This window comes from Vibrio azureus (assembly GCF_002849855.1).
Lineage (GTDB): Bacteria > Pseudomonadota > Gammaproteobacteria > Enterobacterales > Vibrionaceae > Vibrio > Vibrio azureus.
In genome coordinates this window covers 486,953-508,665 of sequence record NZ_CP018617.1, presented here as the reverse complement: position 1 = coordinate 508,665, position 21,713 = coordinate 486,953, and the positions used below count along the sequence as shown (strand labels likewise).

At 41.5% G+C, this 21,713-nt stretch carries 9 protein-coding genes and 2 pseudogenes; 3 read left to right on the top strand and 8 right to left on the bottom strand.

The window, feature by feature from the left end; genetic code table 11:
- Window positions 1–125: 125 nt before the first annotated feature.
- From BS333_RS15945 to BS333_RS15920, 6 genes are all read right to left on the bottom strand, one after another.
- Window positions 126–1,070 carry a hypothetical protein gene (locus tag BS333_RS15945; RefSeq protein ID WP_021710006.1) on the bottom strand — a complete coding sequence of 315 codons (945 nt, stop codon included), beginning with the start codon at window positions 1,068–1,070 and terminating at the stop codon, window positions 126–128.
- A complete protein-coding gene (locus tag BS333_RS15940) occupies window positions 1,063–2,055 on the bottom strand; it encodes a DUF2169 family type VI secretion system accessory protein (RefSeq protein ID WP_021710005.1) in 993 nt (330 codons plus the stop codon). Before BS333_RS15940 ends, BS333_RS15945 begins: the two co-directional genes overlap by 8 nt.
- Entirely contained in the window at window positions 2,036–3,355 is a 1,320-nt protein-coding gene (locus BS333_RS15935; RefSeq protein WP_021710004.1) for a hypothetical protein, read from the bottom strand. Before BS333_RS15935 ends, BS333_RS15940 begins: the two co-directional genes overlap by 20 nt.
- A gap of 46 nt (window positions 3,356–3,401) precedes the next feature.
- A complete protein-coding gene (locus BS333_RS15930; protein WP_021710003.1) occupies window positions 3,402–3,887 on the bottom strand; it encodes a hypothetical protein in 486 nt (161 codons plus the stop codon).
- Complete coding sequence (locus tag BS333_RS15925) at window positions 3,887–5,965, bottom strand: type VI secretion system Vgr family protein (protein ID WP_021710002.1); 2,079 nt, start codon at window positions 5,963–5,965, stop codon at window positions 3,887–3,889. The genes BS333_RS15930 and BS333_RS15925 overlap by 1 nt, the downstream gene beginning before the upstream one ends.
- Window positions 5,966–6,039: 74 nt before the next feature.
- A complete protein-coding gene (locus BS333_RS15920; protein ID WP_021710001.1) occupies window positions 6,040–6,558 on the bottom strand; it encodes an Hcp family type VI secretion system effector in 519 nt (172 codons plus the stop codon).
- 447 nt (window positions 6,559–7,005) lie between these two features.
- Here BS333_RS15920 and tssH point away from each other — a divergent pair, with 447 nt between their 5' ends.
- The 3 genes and pseudogenes from tssH to BS333_RS22635 all read left to right on the top strand — a co-directional run.
- Window positions 7,006–9,693: a type VI secretion system ATPase TssH gene (tssH, locus tag BS333_RS15915; protein ID WP_021710000.1), complete on the top strand. Its 2,688-nt coding sequence runs from the start codon at window positions 7,006–7,008 to the stop codon at window positions 9,691–9,693.
- Window positions 9,680–11,057, top strand: a pseudogene (locus tag BS333_RS15910) (sigma-54-dependent Fis family transcriptional regulator); the annotation flags it as partial. The gene tssH and the pseudogene BS333_RS15910, both read left to right, overlap by 14 nt.
- An 83-nt stretch (window positions 11,058–11,140) precedes the next feature.
- Window positions 11,141–11,311, top strand: a pseudogene (locus BS333_RS22635) (helix-turn-helix domain-containing protein); the annotation flags it as partial.
- 542 nt (window positions 11,312–11,853) lie between these two features.
- Here BS333_RS22635 and BS333_RS15905 read toward each other — a convergent pair.
- Window positions 11,854–12,279: a DUF350 domain-containing protein gene (locus BS333_RS15905; RefSeq protein ID WP_021709998.1), complete on the bottom strand. Its 426-nt coding sequence runs from the start codon at window positions 12,277–12,279 to the stop codon at window positions 11,854–11,856.
- Between the two features lie 246 nt (window positions 12,280–12,525).
- Window positions 12,526–21,672, bottom strand: a complete 9,147-nt coding sequence (locus tag BS333_RS15900) for an Ig-like domain-containing protein (protein ID WP_101903934.1) — start codon at window positions 21,670–21,672, stop codon at window positions 12,526–12,528.
- Between the last annotated feature and the right edge of the window lie 41 nt (window positions 21,673–21,713).

The window sequence follows — 21,713 nt, the reverse complement described above, 5'->3', positions numbered from 1 at the left end:
TAGTTATTATTACTAAGATATTCCTTGCTAATTGCTTCGCTTTGACTGGCTTAGCGCCCCTCTATTTGTACCATAAAATGGGGCAAAAAAATCACACTTAAAATATGTACCTATATCCAAGTCAATTACACCGTTCGAAGTTGTACGAGCGCTTTATCCCCACTTGGATCAAACATCAAAAGTAACGCAGGGTGGTTGCCTTGATGATACTGAGCAGCAAAGCCAACAAGAGTCAGGGCTGAACCACTTCCCATCGTCCCCCATAGCTCATTAATTGAGGTTGGCTCTTCTGGGTTAATAAACCGCTCTGCCTTCGCTCCAAGTGCAAAACCATAGTCTTCCGTATGCGCTCTTAAATTGGTCATGTCCGTATAGGGTTGACCAAAGCTCGCCAACGTTTTGGCAGCCCTTTGTACCAAACGAAACATACCTCGTCTATCTTGTGTCTCAAGCTCGGTATCTAAATAACTGAATTCAGCTTTGGGCTGGAGTTTTAACGTTTCAACAATATTTCGGCGACCAAGAACCAGCCCTGCTCCACCTTCACTCGGTATAAAGCCCCAAGGGTTATCGGTACTAACAACTTGCTGTTTCTCGATCAACTGTTCCAATAATTCAACCGTGGAATCTAACGAAATACACATAAGCGCATCATATTTATCCAGCTCTTTAACCGCTTGAATAAGAAACTGAGGGCCACTAGCATGAAAGACTGCCACTAAAGAAAGATAATCGGAATAAGTGCTTTCTTCTAGCCATTGCTGCATTTTCAATAGTGAAATAGAGGATGGCACTGAAATCAGCAAAGGCGCTGGTTTTAAGACTCTAGGCATTTGCAATAGAAGAGAATCAAGAATCGTGCTGGTTAATTCACATATTTTTTCAAATGAGTCTTGGGATTGGGTATATTCAATCTTGGTACAAGCAAACCGCTCAAGTCCGCCCTCAACAGTGTGTTGATTAAACAAACCTAAATCTGCTTTTGCTACTGCAGTAGCGATGTCGAGGTTCATACCAGCGGGTGTTACCACTTCACAACCCAGTACATAACGTCCGGTAGAATTAAGCATCCACTTGCTCCTCTGCTAGAGACTTTACTGCCGTTGAGACCAATAAATGTTCTCTTCCCTGACAAGGAAACACAGCGGTATAGCTGAGTGAGATTTGTTTGCGTTCAGTATCAGCAAAGATGGTATAAATGGGCATCGCTGCTTGTTCTTGACGATCTTTAAAAGTCGCAATGGCCATGTATTTTTTATCAGGGATGCGGAAAGTAATGGTGTCATTATGGCAAAAACCACTCATCATAAGCCTCTCGCCTCCAGACACATACCCCTTGCATTGCTGATCTTGAGGCGCACTCTGATTAAACTTAACATCAAAATCGACAGGCAACATTGGTTTGCGAGTCTCAAGCCATTCCTCGTCAAACGTACCTGCTAATTTTTGCCGTTGTGAGAAAAAAGGTGGAATGGCACCAAAACCCGCCACACGACAATGGGTTACTGAAGGGCTCCAGGTTTCACCAGGGTAAAACACCGAAGGGACGGGTTGTTGCAAAAGCTCAGCCGTTGACTCCGCAATACCACCACCAATTCGGTTGTCAAAGCCCCCACCAACAGCACATGTATAATCCATGTCTTTTTCAATAAATGGTTGAGGTAAACTAACGCTAATGCTCCCTCCGTGTTCAACCCAAACACGTTCACCATGAATGGCAATGGTTTTGTCCACATGGCCATCAAGTAAAATTCGACATTCTTGATACGTCACAGGCTTTTTGCCGTAACTCCGCGCCTTGCCATAAATCAACACATCTGTATTGGGTTTAAAAAAAGCAAACTCGTGGTCAACTTTCAACGCAGAAAAGCCCTCTTCTCCTAAATATTGTGGATCATCAAAGATTTCACTTTCAGCTAAACTTTGCCATTGACCATCGTTAAATTGCCATGTTTGTTTGCCAACAACCACCCATACTTCTTCGCCGTGTTCGTTACGCTGAAACCGACCTTTAATCGAGAGTTGAGGATGTGGCTCAATATCCCACAATTGCATTACTGTTCCTTAAATTAAATCTTTCGCGTGCTGAAGGTACTGACTTTAAACTATGAAAAATCCATTCTTGCTGGAAGACTGGCATGACCATATTCCAAGGCAAAAATGCCCGAGAGTGGATGCACAATTGTCTCCACAACCATTGGCGGAAAATATGGTTAATGTCGGTATTCTGCATCGCAGCCAAGGTAGAGTCGAAACTGAGTTCGAAGCCCAGCCGGCTTGGGAGCCTTTTTTCAAAACCTTCTTCCTCAAGCCAATTTTGCAAGAGTTGAATAACCTCTTCCCACTCAAGCTCAATCCCCACTTGCTTGGGGGTGAGTGGTAAATCATCACCATAAACGACATACAGTGCTTGAACCCAAATTTCACCATCAAATTCATCTAACCCCGTTACATGATCGATGATTTCTGGCACTAAGTTCGTGTCGCCACATAATACAAAGTCATAAGGTGCTTGCTCTGAATGAACATCGAACACAGAAAATTCAGCTAAATCGAGTAACTTGCCATAAGTAAGCACTAATTTAGAGGGAAGTTCGTTTGGATCAGTGCCAAAGTATTGCCTAAACCACGTTGTTCTGTCGTGCTTGGTGAGCAGGCGTTCAAATAAGTGTTGCTGGCTTTGCGCATGATCATTTAACCACTCAATCGCTTCTTTGACATCATTTTGGGCCAATAGAGAATAAGCAAGCTTTTCTGAAACAATCCCTGCTTTTAACCAACGTTTGATCAATGAAATACTTAGTGTGTGTCGAACTTTTAGACAATCAAAATAACGCAAACTGTTGGCTGCTCTGCCTTCGATCAACTCAACTAAAACTTGATCGATGTTGACCAACTGTGATTGCGCGACTAACAAGTCCGCTGTGCTTTGCTCCAGCTCATTAAGTTGGCTCAAACCGCACAACAAATTATCGAGTTGTGCACCAAATTCAGGTTGCAGCATCAGCCATACATAGATGTCTGGTTGAGTGGTTTTCTGCATATGGATCAAACCGGGAGCCAGTCGATAGAAAGCGAAGTAGACTTGCTTTAATTCGTTCATTTGACGTTCAATTAAACGCAAATATTCATGCTCACGACTCGGGTAGCCACGTTTGAAGAGTTGTACCCACTGTTTCAGCAAGAAAGCAAAACTTTCTGAGGCAGTATCCAGTTTTTCTTCACAAAAACATAAATGTGCTTCAGACAATGCACTCAGCTCATTAATGGCATGCTCAGCAAGCTCTATTGATTTTTCAACCTGTTGTTGGTCAATTGATGCGTTTACCTGTTCGACACTGATTTTCTGCCGCATACCTTATTTAAGCTCCGCATTAATAATAACACTGGTTATTTGGGCATTAATTGATTGCAACCGTGCCCCCTTGAATTTTTTGCGCTTTCTCTGCCTGAGAAGTCACGTACTTGCCTTTTGTCGTCACACGCCCATCTCGGCCACTGTAACGAGTTTCCGTTTCTCCGCTTCTAACAACCAGTTCTTGTTCGGTCTCAATCACCATTTTTTTGGCCCGAATGACAAATTCCTCTGGCTGATCCAGCATAGAAAATACAATGTCCGTCACCATAGGCAGACTGATATCATTATCCAAGAACTCTATTCGACAATGCATATTATTATCGATTGCCATCTGCAATTCTTCACGCTTGTACAATCGCCCGAGTCTTGCAGTCAACGGCTTCTTAAAAGGATTACCTTCAAAATCAACTCGCACAGTGGCAGTCGATGGATTGATGCTGACTATCTTTCCAAAACGCGAAAAGCAAGCCGAAACTTCGGCTTGCTCTTGTGTGATGATCTCTGTTGTAAGAGTTTGTTTTTCCATCATTAGTTTATCGCTACTTTGCCACCTTTTATGGCAACTTTATCACTGCCCTCAATCGTAATCGACGAGCCTGACAACTTAATTGAACCATCACTGGTCATCACCAACGACGATCCCCCTGTTTTAAGTACGATCTTATCGCCACTGATAATTTGCGTGGCTCCATCCGCTTTGTAGGAAGTATTTCCTTTCACTGAAACCGTTAAATTTCCGCCAACTGTTTGGTTATCATCAGCCCCAACATCTGAGTTCTTTGAAGCGCCCACCGTTAAATTGCTATTTAACCCAACATCGAGATCATCATTTTTACCAATCTTGGTTGTGCGATTATCACCGATTTCTAAATCCGAGTTGTTTTTAACAAAGTGTTTCTCATTAGCGTTGTAAGTTACGGTAACGTCTTGTTCTACTGTCTCGGTAAAGGTGCTGTTAACTTGCGTTGTTTTATGTCCGTCGATCATTTCTTTATGATCGCCGTAAATATCGTTAGTTTGGTTGCGCGCAACCTTTAGGAATTCATCTTGGCCAATATCTCGGTAGCGGTTATTCAGGACCTTTGTCGACATATCTTTTTGAGCATGAATATAGATCTCTTCCTGATTCGCCTCATCTTCAAAACTCAGTTCATTATATCCCGTGCCTTTATGCGTTTGGGTACGAAACGTGGTACGAGTTTTATTTTCTGGTAAAGCGTATGGAGGAAAGTGCAAACCATTATAAACAGCTCCGGTCACTAAAGGTCTATCAGGGTCTCCTTCTAAAAAGGTAATCACTACCTCGTGACCGATACGTGGTAAGTACACAGCCCCCCAGTTGGGCGCAGCCATAGACTGACTGACTCGGATCCAGCAACCTGAATTTTCATCATTGTTACCGTAGCGGTCCCAGTGGAATTGAACTTTAATACGCCCTAAATTATCGGTGTAGATCTCTTCCCCTGCAGGACCTACAACCACTGCTGTTTGCGGGCCTTCAACGACAGGAGCCGCCATCTTAGGTGCTTTGAAGACTACATCACGCGGAATACAGCTGAATTGGTTGTAGTAAGTCGTTGGCATACCGCTGTTTTCATCTTCATGAACCTGTGGATCTTGCCCAACGTGAACAACAGACAGCATAATATAGTCACGGTTAATCGCTTCTCGAGGATGCTTCATTATCTCAAAGCTATAACCTGAAGCAAAGCGCATCACATCACTGCTTGCTTCAACTTGCTGATTGTCCACCACATGCTCTGATATCCACTCGGTCGTCCTTACCATACCCATAGCAGGATCAAAATAACGTCCCGGATAGTCGAACAGTTTAAGATCGGAATCCAAATGACCTGCTTGAGTCATTTCTTGTGGTGTTTTTGGTGTTTCGTAGTTGTAATCGCTGTAAGTAACTTCACCCGTTCTTACACGATTCACTATCTCTAGATCGGTAATATGTTCTCGGTCGGCAGCGCCACCGCTATCAGAGTGATACCAAATCGGGCCGGAATAAGAGGCATTTTGAGTGGAGTTTGCCAAAGGAACAATCGCATCGTTACTGTCCACGATCACCATGGTGTGGTTTGCTTCTGAATGATCGAAGTAATACCACATACCGTGTTCAGCTAAAATACGCTGGACGAACTGTAAGTCCGTTTCTCGATATTGCAGTACATAGTCTTTCGGCGGGTATATACCAGACAGTTCAAAGCGATAATCCGTCACAGAGCCATCATCTAATACTTCAGCAATGATGTCCTGAGCCGATTTTTGTTGGAAGATTCGACAGTCTTGACGTTGTGATAAAAACCAAGCTTGTGGAACAAGAACCACTTGGTAGCGAGAAAATCGACGCCCTGTCCCTAAGAAGCGTACCTCGTTGACCACGCCGTTAAATACACGTGCAGAGCCAACACCTTGCCCATAAAGGGTTAAAACACCTGCTTTACGAATGATTTCATCAAAAGAGATATCAGGATCAAGTGAAAGTAATGAAAGATTGATGTGGAATGGCTTAGACAGCTCTTCATTAACTTGAAAACCTTCTACTCGAAACTCGTGCCCACAGCCAGGCACTTCAAATTTGAATTCTACTTTATTTAGCATACCTTTCACCTGATACAAATAATCGAATTAGGGCCAACAAATGTTGGCCCTCAGTTATTACGCGATTAGGCAAATTATGCTTCGCGTGGAGCACGCCAGTCGTCGTTACCTGCTGTGCCACATTTCTCGTGAGTCACTTCAATAGCACGGTAAGTTAGCTTAAGTACTTCTTCAGTTACGCGGTCCGCTGTTGATGCATCTTGACAGTGGTTCATGCGTGTTTGGATGTCTACTAGTAGCGCATCGATCAGTTTGATTGAGTAGTAATGCTCTTGTTTACCTTGTACAGAAGTACGGTAGAAGCGGATTACACACTCAGGAAGCTTTTCGCCAGACACAAGAGCGTTGAAAAGCAGTGGAGAACAACGGTCTTGAACCTTAGTTACGATAACTGGACGGTGTACACGTTGACCAGTTGGCTGACCACTTTGAGGATCACGTGGAACTGTTAGTACGTGATCAAGCTCTTGAACTAAGAACTCGTCAACGTGCTCAGATTGCCATGTGTTACCTACAGAATCAGCTGTGTAAGTATCTTTAGTGATGTGGCCTTGAGTCTCGCCATTGATAGACATATATGCTGGAGTTGGCATTGCTATTTCCTTTTTGATCTGTTTCGTTGAATTACCAAATCGCTAATCACCGCGACGATTACTATAATACAATCTCCGTGCCAACTTTTAATTCATTAAAAAACAACAACTTACATTGATAATATATTTTTTATTAATTTTTCATCAACAAAAAATTGGAAAAAATCACGAATATTTAGACAAAATAATAATAAATTGATTTGGTTTAATAAAGTCAAAATAACCATAAAAAAGCCAACAAATAAAGTTATTTAAACTGGCCTTTTGGTTATTTTAACTATAAATAAGAGCGTATTTTTAAATATATTAAGAATGTAACCAACAATCAGACCGATAGGTATTTTATTTACACTAAAAAACCGTAGTGAAAATATCTTAAAATAAAATTTCCATTGCTAGATTTAGTATAATAGTTGCACCTCTTTCTTACTGTGAATAAAAACGGCAATGATCAATATCAACCTATCTTCATTAATACAGCGCCTGCACCCAATCACAAAAGTAGCATTGGAAGATGCAGCAGCATTGGCGGTTTCTGAAAAAGCAACCGAAGTTCAAATCGAACACTACTTATTAAGTCTTTTAGAAAGGCCAAACAGTGATTTTGACGTATTATTAAGTCACTTTGAATGCTCAGAGAATCTATTTAGACAATCCATTCGTTCGACATTAGATACCAGTGCCAAAGGTAACGGCAGTAAACCTGTTTTCTCTGCTTTACTGATCGAATGGCTGCAAGAGAGCTGGTTAGTCTCTTCTCTTGATCTCGGTGAAACTCAAATTCGCTCAGGCGCTTTGCTGCTTACACTAGTCAGTAACCCACTGCGCTACGGTCAACACGGTTATGCTTCTATTTTAGAAAGCGTCAATCAAGACAGCCTAAAGCGTAATTTCAAAGAATTGACGAGCCAATCGATTGAATCACAAGCTTCAAGTACAGAAACCACCAAAGCACGTGAAGAAGGTTCCGCTCTAAGCAAGTTCACTACTGATTTCACAGGAAAAGCCCGTAAAGGTGAAATTGATCCTGTATTTTGCCGCGATCAAGAAATTCGTCAAATCGTGGATATCCTTGCTCGTCGTCGAAAAAACAACCCGATTGCAGTCGGTGAACCCGGCGTTGGCAAAACTGCGGTTGTTGAAGGGCTTGCATTAAAAATCGTTCAAGGTGAAGTCCCAGACAGCCTTAAAGGTGTTGAGCTTTATGGCCTCGATATGGGCCTGCTACAAGCAGGAGCAAGCGTTAAAGGGGAGTTTGAAAAACGCCTTAATGCTGTCTTAGACGAAGTCAAAAACTCACCCACCCCTGTTATCTTATTTATTGACGAAGCTCATACCTTAGTCGGTGGTGGTAACCAAGCTGGTGGTAGCGATGCCGCTAACTTGCTCAAGCCAGCGTTGGCACGTGGCGAAGTAAAAACCATTGCCGCCACAACATGGTCAGAATACAAAAAGTACTTCGAAAAAGATCCAGCTCTGGCACGTCGTTTCCAATTGGTTAAATTAGATGAACCATCCCCAGAGCAAGCGGCATTGATTATTCGTGGTCTTCGTCCTGCTTACGAAAAATCACACAATGTCTATGTACGTGATGATGCGATTACGGCGGCAGCATCTTTAGCTGCACGTTATATTTCAGGCCGTCAGTTACCGGACAAAGCTATCGATGTCCTTGATACCGCTTGTGCTCGCGTAAACATCAGTCTCAACGCTATGCCAGCCCCAGTTGAGACCTTGCAACAAGAGCTGGCAGCCCAACAACGTGAGCTTGATGCCTTGGAGCGTGATGCTCTACAACAAACCGGTGATAAGCACAGCTTGGCGACCATTCCAGATTTGAAAGCTGCGATGGAACGCACAAAAGCAGAGCTAACCGTTCAAGAGAAACAATGGCAAGCAGAGAAAGCACAAATTGAAGACATGATCGCTCTTCGTTCTCGCCTTCATGAGCTGGTCTCCGAACATCAAAATAACGATGCTGAAAAAGAGATGGCAGCAACACAGGAGCAAGATGAAGAGGCAGAAGTTTCGCCATATGCCGATCTTGATGAAGAGGCAGTTCGTGCAGCGATTGCCGCTTGCCAAGAGCAGCTTACAGCGATCCGAGGCAATCACCCTCTGGTTCACTTTGAAGTTGGGCCAGACGAAGTGAGCCACGTTATTTCAGATTGGACAGGCATTCCAATGGGCAAAGTTCTTCAAGATGAAGCAGAAACCACGCTGAATTTAAAAGCAAGCCTAACCAGTAACATTAAAGGACAAGAGTTTGCTATTGATGCATTGGCTGAAGGCATTCAAACCGCCAAAGCTGGTTTGGTTAATCCAGATGCCCCGACCGGTGTATTTCTTCTTGTCGGTCCAAGTGGCGTAGGTAAAACAGAAACAGCGCGTGTTATTGCCGAGCAAATGTTTGGTGGTGAACGCTTTATGACCACAATCAACATGTCTGAGTTTCAAGAGAAGCATACCGTTTCTCGTCTGATTGGTTCTCCTCCAGGCTATGTGGGTTACGGTGAAGGCGGTATGTTGACAGAAGCCGTTCGTCAACGTCCTTACTCCGTTGTATTACTTGACGAAGTGGAAAAAGCCGATCCTGAAGTGTTGAACCTATTCTACCAAGTGTTCGATAAAGGTACGCTGAACGATGGTGAAGGCCGTACGATTGACTTCAAAAACACCCTGATCATTATGACCAGTAACCTTGCGACTCATGAAATTGAAACGCTCGCTCAACAATCGGAGCAAATGGATGCAAACACGATCGCAGAAGCCATCCGTCCAACTCTGAATCGTCACTTTAAACCTGCTCTACTGGCTCGTATGTCCGTCTTGCCATTCTTGCCGCTATCAGATGACGCAATGACTGACATTATTCACCATAAACTGAACAAAGTCTCACAACGTCTACACAATCACCATAAACTGTCGCTTAATTATGACAACAGCTTGGTTGAATTTGTTTTGGGTAACTGTCGACTTGCAGAAACAGGCGCGCGTAATATCGATGCGGTGATTAACCGTCAGCTATTACCACAATTATCCACACAACTTCTTGTGCAAGACAAGGATGATGCACACAGCCAAATTACCGTATCCGTCGATGAGCAAGGAACTCTAGCTTATGCGTTCAGCTAATCATAGCGAACTAAGCAATGCGATACTTGCGATCAGCCAATCTCTGGCTGATCGCAGCCAACTGACACAGACTTTAGATGCTGTGCTGACGGCTGCAAGGCAAATGACGCTTGCAAAACATGGAACCATCTACGTGCTTGACCAAACCGGTCAAGCATTACTTCCCAGTACGGTACATTGCAATGACAAAGCCGTTTATGAGCATCCATGGAGTGCGGTGCAATTAGAATCCGCAAGTGAGACAGACCCATTCAGTTTTGCCGTACATAACGGCGAAGTGGTTCTGATCAACGAATTGTATAAATACAATGGCTACGATTGTGAAGATGTCTATCAAACAGAGCAAATATTGGGCGTACAAAGCACCAATCTGTTGGCTTGGCCTCTGATCGACAACGATGGCAAAACCATTGGTCTTTTGGTATTACTCGACTTAAGTGTGATCGACAATGAAGCCGCACTAACCGAATTTTGTCGTATGGCAGCAAGTAACATAAGACAAGCCATCTGGTTAGAACAATATGGTCAGATCATACGCACTCTCAGTGAAGACAATACCGCCCTATTTCGTGAAAATACTCAGCTTAAGAAACAAAAGAATCAATCCTATCAAGGCCCAATCGCAGAAAGCAAAGAGATGCTCGATGTGCTGAGTCGTTTGGATAAAGTGCTTTCACTCCCTGTTGACGTGTTACTTCGGGGTGAAACAGGTGCTGGTAAAGAAGTTATCGCTAAATACATTCATGAGAACTCGAATCGAGCCGATCAACCACTTGTTGTCCAAAACTGTGCGGCCATCCCCGAACAACTGCTCGAATCAGAGCTCTTTGGACATAAAAAAGGCTCGTTTACAGGAGCCGATAAAGATAAAGTTGGGTTATTTGAGGCTGCCGATGGTGGGACACTTTTCCTCGATGAAATTGGGGACATGCCTATGCTACTGCAAGCAAAGCTTTTGAGGGTTTTACAAGAGCGTAAGTTGCGCCCAATCGGTGGGAGTAAAGAAATTGAAGTTGATGTTCGTGTGATTGCCGCCACTCACTGTAATCTAATGCAACAGATTAAAGACGGTGGCTTTAGGGCCGATTTATTTTATCGTTTGAATGTGTTCCCTGTCACTTTGCCTCCACTTCGTGCAAGGGCCGCAGACATTATTCCTCTTGCTCAACATTTTGTTAAACAAACCGCTCACAAGCTCGGTTTAAATGAGCCGCCAGGATTAAGCGCCAGAGTACAAAAGCAGCTGCTTGATTATCCGTATCCCGGTAATGTGCGTGAATTGAGAAATATTATCGAACGTTCTGTTTTACTTTCTGACTTTGAGACAATTACTCAAATTGAGTTTGGTGACCAAGTCCCAGAAGCCGCGATAATAGAAACGGTGGTAAAACCCAGTCCTGAACCGATTGAATCAACACAATCTGGTACTAGCAATAATAAAGAAGTGCCAGCAGGTTTAAAAGAAGCCGTCAGTCAATACGAGCGTACCGTCATTTTAGATTGTTTAAACGCTTGTAATTGGCACACCAAAAAGGTCGCTGAGCAGCTCGCATTACCATTAAGTACATTGAATCATAAAATGAAGAAGTATGACATTTCAGCGGTCAGTTCATCCTAGTGAACAAATAGTGGTTCCGACTCAACACTGTGCTCACCTCGTGTCACCACAATAAGAAAGATTAAGATCACATCTCTGTGTATGTCATAAAAAGGTGAGCGCAAACCATCAAGGTAAGCGCTCACAAAGCGTAATCGTAGCGAAGTTAAGCTAGGCAGATGCACCCCTCACTAAAATTACAAAAGTTTGTTTAACCAAGATTGAATACATCTCGTACTAGGTACTGGGAACTCACTGACAGAGTATCCATGCCAATCTTTATGAGACGTTAATTCAAATAAAAGTATATTTAAAAATACAATAATATCAACGTTATATATCAACCAAGAGAATGCACATCGAAGTCGACATATTCACTTAATATGATTTATTACCTCTATTTCACTAGTAAAAGTGCACAGATAAACAGAAGAAATGGAGTCAAGCTCTTCAGGTATGACCATGAAGCATAGATAAAAACATGCGCCAGATCACATTGATTATTCATAGATAAACTCAAGTGACCTGATTCAGGCCTCTTCAGGCCGCTTGGGTATATATCATTAATAAAAGAGAGCCGCTGCATTCATCAACCCAGTACTCAATGAAGTACAAGCCAGAAAAATGGCTTTGGCTTTATATCCCTGTTTAAGATCGGCTGTCAGGTTCGGGATTGTAAGGTGCACTGCCTGGAACGTTAAACATTGCACTAAAATGGCAAGACTGCCCCACAGGACAAAATCCACAATACTTATCGACACTTTAAAAGCCGTTGTTAAAGCAATAACAAAGCCCAGTGTCGCTCCGCTAAAAGCAATAGCGGCGGCCTCATTATTTTGTTTAATTAAACTCCATTCATCTAGAGGAGTAAACTTTGTATATGAATAAAAGAATGCGGCTAACAGAAGTGTGAAAAGACCTAAGTAAGCACAAAACGAAATGACATTACCTATGCATCTAAGTAACTCGAACTCATGCGATTCAAGCATTAGGTTTATCCTTAAAGTAGAATCTTATGGCTGTAAAGCAATGATTGATTACGACTCATAAGTTGAATATGACAATCTGGATGTTATCTGGAGGTATAAGCTCAGACCCCATCATGATATGAAGATCAATGAAACAGATTAAGCCTTGGCTTTTAAAACTTCAAAAGTACCCAAGTAACGACAAGTGTCTTTGTCTTCACTTAGGTAAAAAGAATAAAAGCGAGCTTTGATGGCTCGCTTTCACAGTTAAGCGGCGAGGTCCAACTCCTCTACACGGTTTTCAGTCTCAGTCTCAGTCTCAGTCTCAGTCTCAGTCTCAGTCTCAGTAGAGTGTTGTTCTGGATCATTGGTTGTGGAAGCAACTATACGATTTAAAGTAAATTGCATGTTTGCCTCTTCAGCGGTGATATTTAGGGTGTTCGTTCCCTGTAATTTTATCGATATTGTTCCATTTTCAAGATCATCAAGGCTTAATTGATATGACCACTGGCCACTTAGATCCGTCAAATCAATTTCTGCTGATAAGCCACTCACCTCACCAGTGCTATCGCTGACTGTTAATCTCAACTTATCGTCCGCGGCAAAGTGTGAGTAAGTACCAGTTAAATTAATTGGGGGTAATGTAGCGCCCATTAAATCACTGATCTTATTTATTGTCACGATAGGTGTGATTGGCAATGTATATTTTTGGTCCACCGTCACCGAGTTACCCGATTCGTCCTCAAAACCACTGACGGCTAGGATTGCACCAAGCGCTGTATCACCCGGGTCTGCCAAAGAAGCAACCTCTGCTTTCCACGTTGTAGCATCTCCCTGCATCGTGAAACCTGATACTGCTTCACCCGCAAGCGTCGCTTGAATGGTGTCTCCTTTAACCGCTTTACTGAACGTCAAAGTGACTTTCACAGGGTCATTCACCAAGTGATGTGGCTTATCAAACGATGCATTAGTCAGCGAAGGCAATGCCTGCTCTAACAGGAACTCACCCTGTTGCAGCGCTTCCATATCAATGCCATCGACTGTGCTCGTCCCCGTTACCACTACTTTGTACTTGCCATTTGGCTGACCGCTAAGGTTTATCCCACGGCTCGTCCAATTGCCGTTCTCAACCTTAACATTATCATCGGTTGCGATAGTTGCTGAAGCGTCTAGAGTTTGGATTTCTACACTCAGGATTTGATCATCAAGACGTTTCGCGGTGCCTGTAAACTGATAGTTTTCTGCCTTGCTCTCGTCCACCTTACCCACATCGTTAATGGTTAAGGTTGGCGTAATTGGCAATGTATATGACGTGTTATCCTCGCCCACATTTCCTACTAGATCTTTATATTGACTCACCACTAAGCCAACACCGAGATCTGGTACGTCTGGGACTTTCACGCTTCCGGTCCAAACTTTCTTATTTTCATCATCAGCAATCAAAGTAATGTTGTTAGCGCCTAATGTAGCCGTGGCCGCTTGCAAATCTTTATCAAACTTAAGCTCAACTTGGACATCTTCACCGATTTTTTGATGAAGAGGATCAAACGTTACTTGTTCAAGTTTTGGCAACTCCCCATCAACGTCCAGTTGAATGCTATATCCTTTACCATTTATATTATTGGTACTCTTGTAACTATCATCTTCAACCGATATGGTTACTTTTTTATTTTCATCTCTTGGTGTTACGTATATAACTGTCCAAGTTACGTAGTCAGTGGTACTCCAAGACAAAGGTTTTAGCTCACCGCCATTATTCTCATCTAACTTTACGTCTGAAATATCGAATTCTTTGACTTCTTCACTAAAAGTAAACGTAAGCGGGATTTCGGTGCCACCAGCCAAAGGTTCATTCTCATTTGTCGGTATCTTAATTTCTAACGTAGGGACTTTTGATGCTACGACTTCTACGTCTGTCTCTCGAGACTCACCTGTTTTGCCGACTAAATCTGTTGCCGTTACTTTTATCTTATAGTTGCCTGGCTCTAATGAGTGGCTAAAAGTATAAGAGTCATCGGGATTGGGCTCTTCAATTGATTTTTTACTTACTTGCAAGCCCAAATCGTTGAAAACCGTTGATGTAACAGATGCCAAGTTTTTATCTGTTGCCTGAGCAGTGACATCCAACTGATATTTGCCATCATCTGTTGCTGACGTACCCTGTTTTATACCATTAATTAATACAGAAGGTTTCTGGTAATCCACTATTGATTTGATTTCTCTGGCACCATAGACTGAACTGTTATCGTTAAACAATTTAAAGTCTTTAATGGTTCGACCTATAGAGTCAGTGACAGTCAATGTATAGTCGTATTCAGTTTGGTCATCAATTGCAAAATACATGGTACCATTAGTCTTACCAGTATTCGGGGTTGATGACGTGATATTCCCGCTGAAGTTAAGCGTATCTCCGGATGTTGAGATCATATCAATCGCATAACTCTTTGCCTTGATATAACTTCCTTCGGTAGACGTAATCGTGAATGGTTGATTTTGATTGGTGAAAACTAGCGTTTTACCCCGCAAGCTAGTTAGGTTTTCGTCAAAGGTGACTAACAGTTGAGGAAGACTCATAGGGATATCTATTGTTTTTACCGGATTAAATAAGCCAACATTATCGGTTGCTGTAATGTCGACTGTTAATGAGTCAATGTTATCCAAATCACTTATATTAATATCTATAAAGTCAAAATCTTTTGTTTTATCAATTATGATGTCATTTCCGATATTTCTGACACCGTACTTCACTTGTTGAAGGCCACTTTCTTCGTCTTTAATATCAAATTTTAGCCGAACTTTTGAAGAGTCATTAGGTACGTTTTCAATACTTAAGACTTCATCTCCAATTACAGGAGGTTTATTATCAAATCTTAATGTACGCGACTCTTCCTTTGGCTGTCCCCAAACATTTTCTGCCTTAACATTAACATTCACCTGATCATAGGTGTATTCTGCTGAATTTACACTGCTTACTGTAAACTCATAGCAGCTTATAATTTTGTCTTCAGGTTCTTTATTTTGACAAGTACTCGGACTGAACATACCACTATTATCTAGGGAATTGTACGTATTTTCTTCTAATGACACTGACAGCTTGTGTAGCTTAGATCCTTTTTCGATTTCTACATAAAAGCTGATTTTAAGTTCACCTTTGTCTTGTATCCAAGCTGGAGAACTCGCAGGAGTGGTGATTTCTAATTTTGAAATTGTATCCTTTGTCCATTCGAGGGTAATATCTTTGTCACTTGCTTTGTTGTTCGCATTATCACTCAAGTTCTTAACTTTGATTGTATGCTCTGAATCCGTGATATTGATAATATCATCAAATTTAGCTCGGTAAGGGCAAAAAGTCTTCGCCTCTCCGTCTACCGTTCTCTCTTCGCAATCATCATAAGGTTTTATGAGGTTTGTTGATGACGAACTTTTGACCAAATAAGGTGAGTCATTATCTTTATCAGAGATGTTGACCCCTGAAAGATTGTCTACGAAAGGTAATTCAAAACTTAACATTCTTGAATTATCTTCATTAAAGCCGACATTGTCTTCACTCAATGTGAACATATTAAGGTCAACCTCTGGTGGAACAGTATCTACCATCTTAAAACTGAATTCTTTCTGTTTGACTTTACCATTATTCGCTTCTGTTTGGGTTATCAAAACAGGGTTGTCCATGTTTTGATTATCCAGTTTAACTGAACATTTAGGGCTGGTTGGTGAAATTACCGTAACACTTGGGCTGGACTCATTTATGTCGTCACCTTCTTTCCAATCATTTTGCACTATACACTTTAGTTTCTGTATTTTAAGCCCGGTATCATTACTCACATCAAACTCAACTGTTAGCTCTTTATTAGAGATATAATCCGTAAAGTTATTAGGTTTAGCAACTTTAAGATCGATGAAAGAGCGCTGAACATTTAAATCAAGAGTTAATTTTGTTGTGAGTTTATTTTTAGCATCTTGGTCACCCTCGTTAAATTTCACTTTATTTAAAACATCGATATCTATTTTATAAAGACCATTGCTTTGGATTTTATCTTTCGTGATTTCAAAAGTATAGTCCTTATAACCTGAATCACCTGAATCACCTGAAGATAAATCCGCTTCAAAATCTACACTGTCTCCTGATGAGTCTTTTGTAACGGTAACGTTAATACGTTTTTGTAAACCACTCACGTCTTTGGCTTTGAAGGTTATTACGATATCTTTATTATCAAAAACATTATAGGCACCATTAATTTGATTAAGAGCATTTTCATTTTCATTTTCATTTTCATTTTTATATTTTAAGCTTACATTACTAATTTCTGGTCCGGAATTATGAACATTAAATTCAAATTCTGATTTTGATCCATTACCGCGCTTATCTTCCCCATCGATTTCAAATATATATTGGCCAGGATCCAAATTTGTTACTTGGATTGGGTATGGATCATTATCCGGCTGATTTTTATCTATAACAGAACCCGTCTTTTCTTCACCTTCTTTAAACAGACTATACTTTAATTTACCAATAACATTTTTATTATAATCCTGAACTCCCTCAGCATTCAAATCCTCTGCTATTAGTTTAAATGTATAATTTGAGTAATAATAATTTATCGTCGCTTTGTTATCCTGTGTTTCTGGTGTGGGAAGAGTTGGATCAAACTTAAAAGTTGGGCCAACATTATCAAAAATTATTGGTCTCGGATTTACACTACTTTCAAAGTTATTACGGTCTAGTGCCTTAACATACAATTTTATTTCTTTGCTTTGACCCGAATTATTCACTATGTGATCTGTCTCGCTAGGCACAAGATCCATTGAAAATGCATTAGCAGGATTGATGCTACTCGTTTCAATATCTATTTCTTTTAATCGAATAGAATTTTCAGCCTGAGCCTGAAATAAAGAAACACTTTTGACTCCACTAACATCTGACACTGACTTGAAGCATATAGAGAATGTCTTTCCTACTACTTTATCTTCTTGATTGCACTTACCACCATTAGCAATAATCCAAGCATCTGCGTATGTGATCACTGGTCCTTGATTATCAATGCTGTATTTAAACTCACCGCTACCTTCGTTTGATGGCTTGGCATTGTCGCTAGCTTTAACTGTGAAAGTGGCAATATCAGGATTATCTTTATCGTGACGAAAGTAATCAGCAAATAACTGGACTTTAACAGGTTCAGAACTGCCTTCTTGAGGAATGATTATACAGGGAGTTTGTGAATCACCTTCTTTCTTTGAACCATCTAGACATGGGTCCAATTTGACATCGCTACCCGAACTTTGTTTTTTGAGACTAATATCTACAGAAGCACGTGAGCTAAGTGAACCCCAATCTATTATTGGTTGCCATTCAGCATTGCCACTTAAAACTGGCGGTGTAGACTCCTCACTGACGTTACTTTTCACTTCTGGAGGCGTTGAGTCAACCTTGATATGAAAAGTGGTCGCGTTTGTATCACCCAATGTACGCTCGTTACCTAAATTATCTTTAGCTGCAACCTTTACGTTCCAAATGCCATCATCAAGTTGAACGTCATTTTCTCCACATGACTCCTCGTTGCGAGAACATAGTTTAATATTGAAAGATTCATCCTGATTACCCTGTGGGCTAATAGTTTGTGTGGTGGAACCGTCTTTAGAAAACTGAATTTGGCGAGAATCAATATCGTCACCAACGGGATCGTCAAACTTAAAGATAAGATCGTGCTCAGTACCTCCATGAATACTTAAGAAATCGTCTTGACTAACTTGAACGCCATTAACCTTTGGTGGAACATACTCGACCACAGGAAAATCATTATCGACATATACGGTATTGATATGCTCCTTACCCACAGCATAACCGTTGCCTTTGTCGTCCGATACTTGAGTAATGAGTTCAAACTTAGCGATATCTTTGAGCTCATTTGCTACCGTTTGTAAGTTAAAGCTATACTGTTTTTTATAAGCATCATCTGGGTTTACGCCATCAATTTTAAGTAAATTCTCCCCCCCATCAACATACCCACCTTCGCCTTTTTTATACCATATTGAGCTGAACTGTGGTCCGTTGACTATTTTAGACTCATCTTCAACGGTAATGTTTGCTGATATGCTCCCCGCAACGTATATCTTTTTATTATCAAAATTTGTACCAACCTCAATGGTGCGGCTTTCTTCACTGAATTCAAGAGATACACTCGGGGGCTTATTATCAATGCTTGTTTCGCATTTTTGTCCTAAAAGCGTCGAATCGCATATTGGTCCTAAAATCGTCTCATCGCCTAACTTTGGGTTGGCGTTAAAGATATCGTCGGCATAGTCCTGAGCAATATGTTTAGTAACACCATATGTATCAGTAGCTACATTAAAATACGCCTGTGCTAAGTCTTTGCGATATGTTTCCTCGGTCAATTGGTTGCCATCGACGAAGATATCCTGACCTTGAGCTCCTTTACCGTCTGCTTTACCATCGGCTTTAAGATCATTGAAAATTGCTCTGGCCCAATCTGATCCATTTTGAGGGTTATCTCCAGGGATCTTATTCAATGCTTCAGCTAAAAAGCGATGAATGAATTCGTTGCTCGCGGCTTGTTGATCGGTAATCTCTTTTAGCATGTCACCAAAAGCATAGCTGGTAATGGTTGGGTCGAACCCGAAGAAAGGCTTATCATCATCAGAACCAAGACTAGAACCCGATAACGCCGTCTCTACCTGATCAAGAATGGTATCAAAGCTCGCTATGGATTTGTCATCGGCCTTGTTCCATAAAAACTCAAATAGGCCCATTTGATAAGCTGACAATTCCGTTAGGTGGAGGTCAAGTGACTCACCTGATTTTTCTACCTTGTAATACGCACCTAAATATGGTGTTGGATTATTCTTCTCCGTCAGCGTAACCGTGGTTTTATTCGATTCTGAACAGTTATTATTACACCAGTTATAAAAGCTGGCCTGCCCTAACAATTTGACTCGAATGCGGCTGTCTTCATTTATCTCGGCTTCAATTTCACACGACGCTCGATCATGATATTCATCACCTTCATCAGTACGAGTGGTACATACCCCTAATGATTCAAAATTACCATTTTCAGGATTTAAAACTTCCGCTCTCACCTGCGCTTCAATAAATGGCGTATGGATTTTGATTCTTGGTAGATTAAACGTCTTTTTAAAATAGGCGCTCTCTGTCCGACTTTTACGCCCCGCATTATCGACGACCCTTACATCGATTTTAAATAAGTCCTGATCATTACTTTGGTTAATCAGTATTTGACCACAGGTTTGTCTGGTGTACGGTAAGTAGTAGATAATATCATCTCCCGGATTACTGGGGGCAATTCGCGGAAGTTGCTCTTGTCTGGCTTGATAGGGGATCCATTGTTCACCTCTTTTTTTAGAGCAAACCACCTCTACTTTCAGTTCCTCAGACGGCGTACTGATTGCGATACCACTGGTAGGATCTTGCTCAAAAAAATCCGACGCTGTGAACGAGATATAAGGGATTGAGTTGTTATCAAGATATGCAGGGTCAAAATTGTCTACAGCAATGCCGTTTTTAGCAATCGAGCGGTTGATATCCAAATAGAACTTTGCCTCTCCAGCCGCTTCTTCATTTGTTGGGTAGGTAGATTCAGTGTATTGCGCTTTACTTTGAACACGACCGCTATCACCATCATAAATAAAATTCATATCTCCCTTGGGAAAGGAGAACTCACTCAATATGGGCTGCTTAGTATCCCTAAAAATTGGGAAATCCTTAACCGTTTCATTGCCACGTTTATCACTGGCACGAATTTCAAGTAAGGTTTTATTTAAATTTTTATCTATGCCAACTTTGTAATAAAAAGCACAAGTATTTTCACCTTGAGATTTACAATCTGTCGGGACAAGTGCCTCGCCTTTCTTACCAATCTGTACTTTACTAGTCAGTTCTGCATCACTCACTGTACCTTGGAGTTCATATTCATCTGCATATTGGCATTCATCGTTATTAAATGAATCGCATTTTACCGCACCAACATCCCCACCCTTAAAGTTAATGACAGGATATTGGTTATCCCACTGAAAACGAATTTCGGTGGTTTCATCTTCTGGTTTACCGACATAAGGCTCAACTTCATATGGTGTGACAATCAACTTCGCTTGATCTAACGCATCGGTTGCTTGCTCTTGATCAACTTTAACTGTATCAATGATAACGTCGACTTGGGTTTCACGTTGACCTGCGGTAAATACGCCTCTGTTAATTGAACAAAAACTGTCTAGTATGGTCTCACCCTGAGCAACGCAAAGGAAGGTTTCAGTACCATAATCCAAAGAGACACTCACATCTTTGATGCCGACATCATCACTGAGTGTTAAACGAATTTGGCCATTCTCACCTTGCAGTATTTCACCTGGCTTTTCTCTACTAACTGTTGGTTTAACATTATCTATTGGTGTCTCATCACGAGGAGGAATAACACCACCACCAGAGTTCGCACTGGAGTTTGAACCCAAACCACTGATATGGTTGGCGAAATCAACATAGTCTTTCCCTGCTGTTGAAGAGTGATTTATCTTAGTATCATTAACAACATTAAGGAGAGACTTTGCTAAGTCATGAGTATAGAGCTCTGAACCAACACTTTTTTTACCAAACGACATAACAGCTGAACCACCTGTTATCACGTCTTTTTCACGCCCATCGAGTTTACCATCAGCACGTATATCTCGATATTGGATATCGGCGAGATGCATGGAAGTGTAAAGTAATGGATCATCTTCGTTATTTGGATCCATCAGATCATAAGAAAATGAAGAATACGCCGTCAATAATGCACCGTATTTATGACCGCTTGTTGGCATCGAACTTTGGCCAGAATTCACAATATCAATGGGCTCAACGAGATTGACATTAAAGCTATATAGTTGTTCTAACGTTGCAGAGGTATCACTGATAGCACGCTGCACATCGTGACCTTGATTATGGATCTTAAATTCCGCCAAACCAGTTAACATGTTGGTCAGTGGGGTGATCATTTGAGTGGTATTATCCCCCTCACTATAATTCAAGATAGCTCGAAGATGCAGTTTTTGACCGTTGCTTTCACTGATTTGCTTGTCGGTGTAGGGGTCAAGATATGCCCCTCCTTTAGCTTCAATGTAAACTGGTTTTGATGACGTTTGCAGTTTCAAGGTATAACGTCCATCAACGCCACTTTTCACTTCATCCAGCAATCGACCGAGTCGACCATTTTCGTATTCCCAAGCAGAAACGACGGCCCCACCAACTGGCGCATCAAAAACCACACCGGATACGGTTCCTTTCGCGCGTTCTGGAGGCGTATTACTACCACCGCCACCACCGCCGCCGCCTCCCCCACAAGAGGAAAGCATCAGTGAAACAGAAATAAGGCTGAGTGTCGTTTTAAATGTTTTTTTAGTGGCCATACTGCATTACAACTATAGGAATTTTCCCGCGATTATATTCT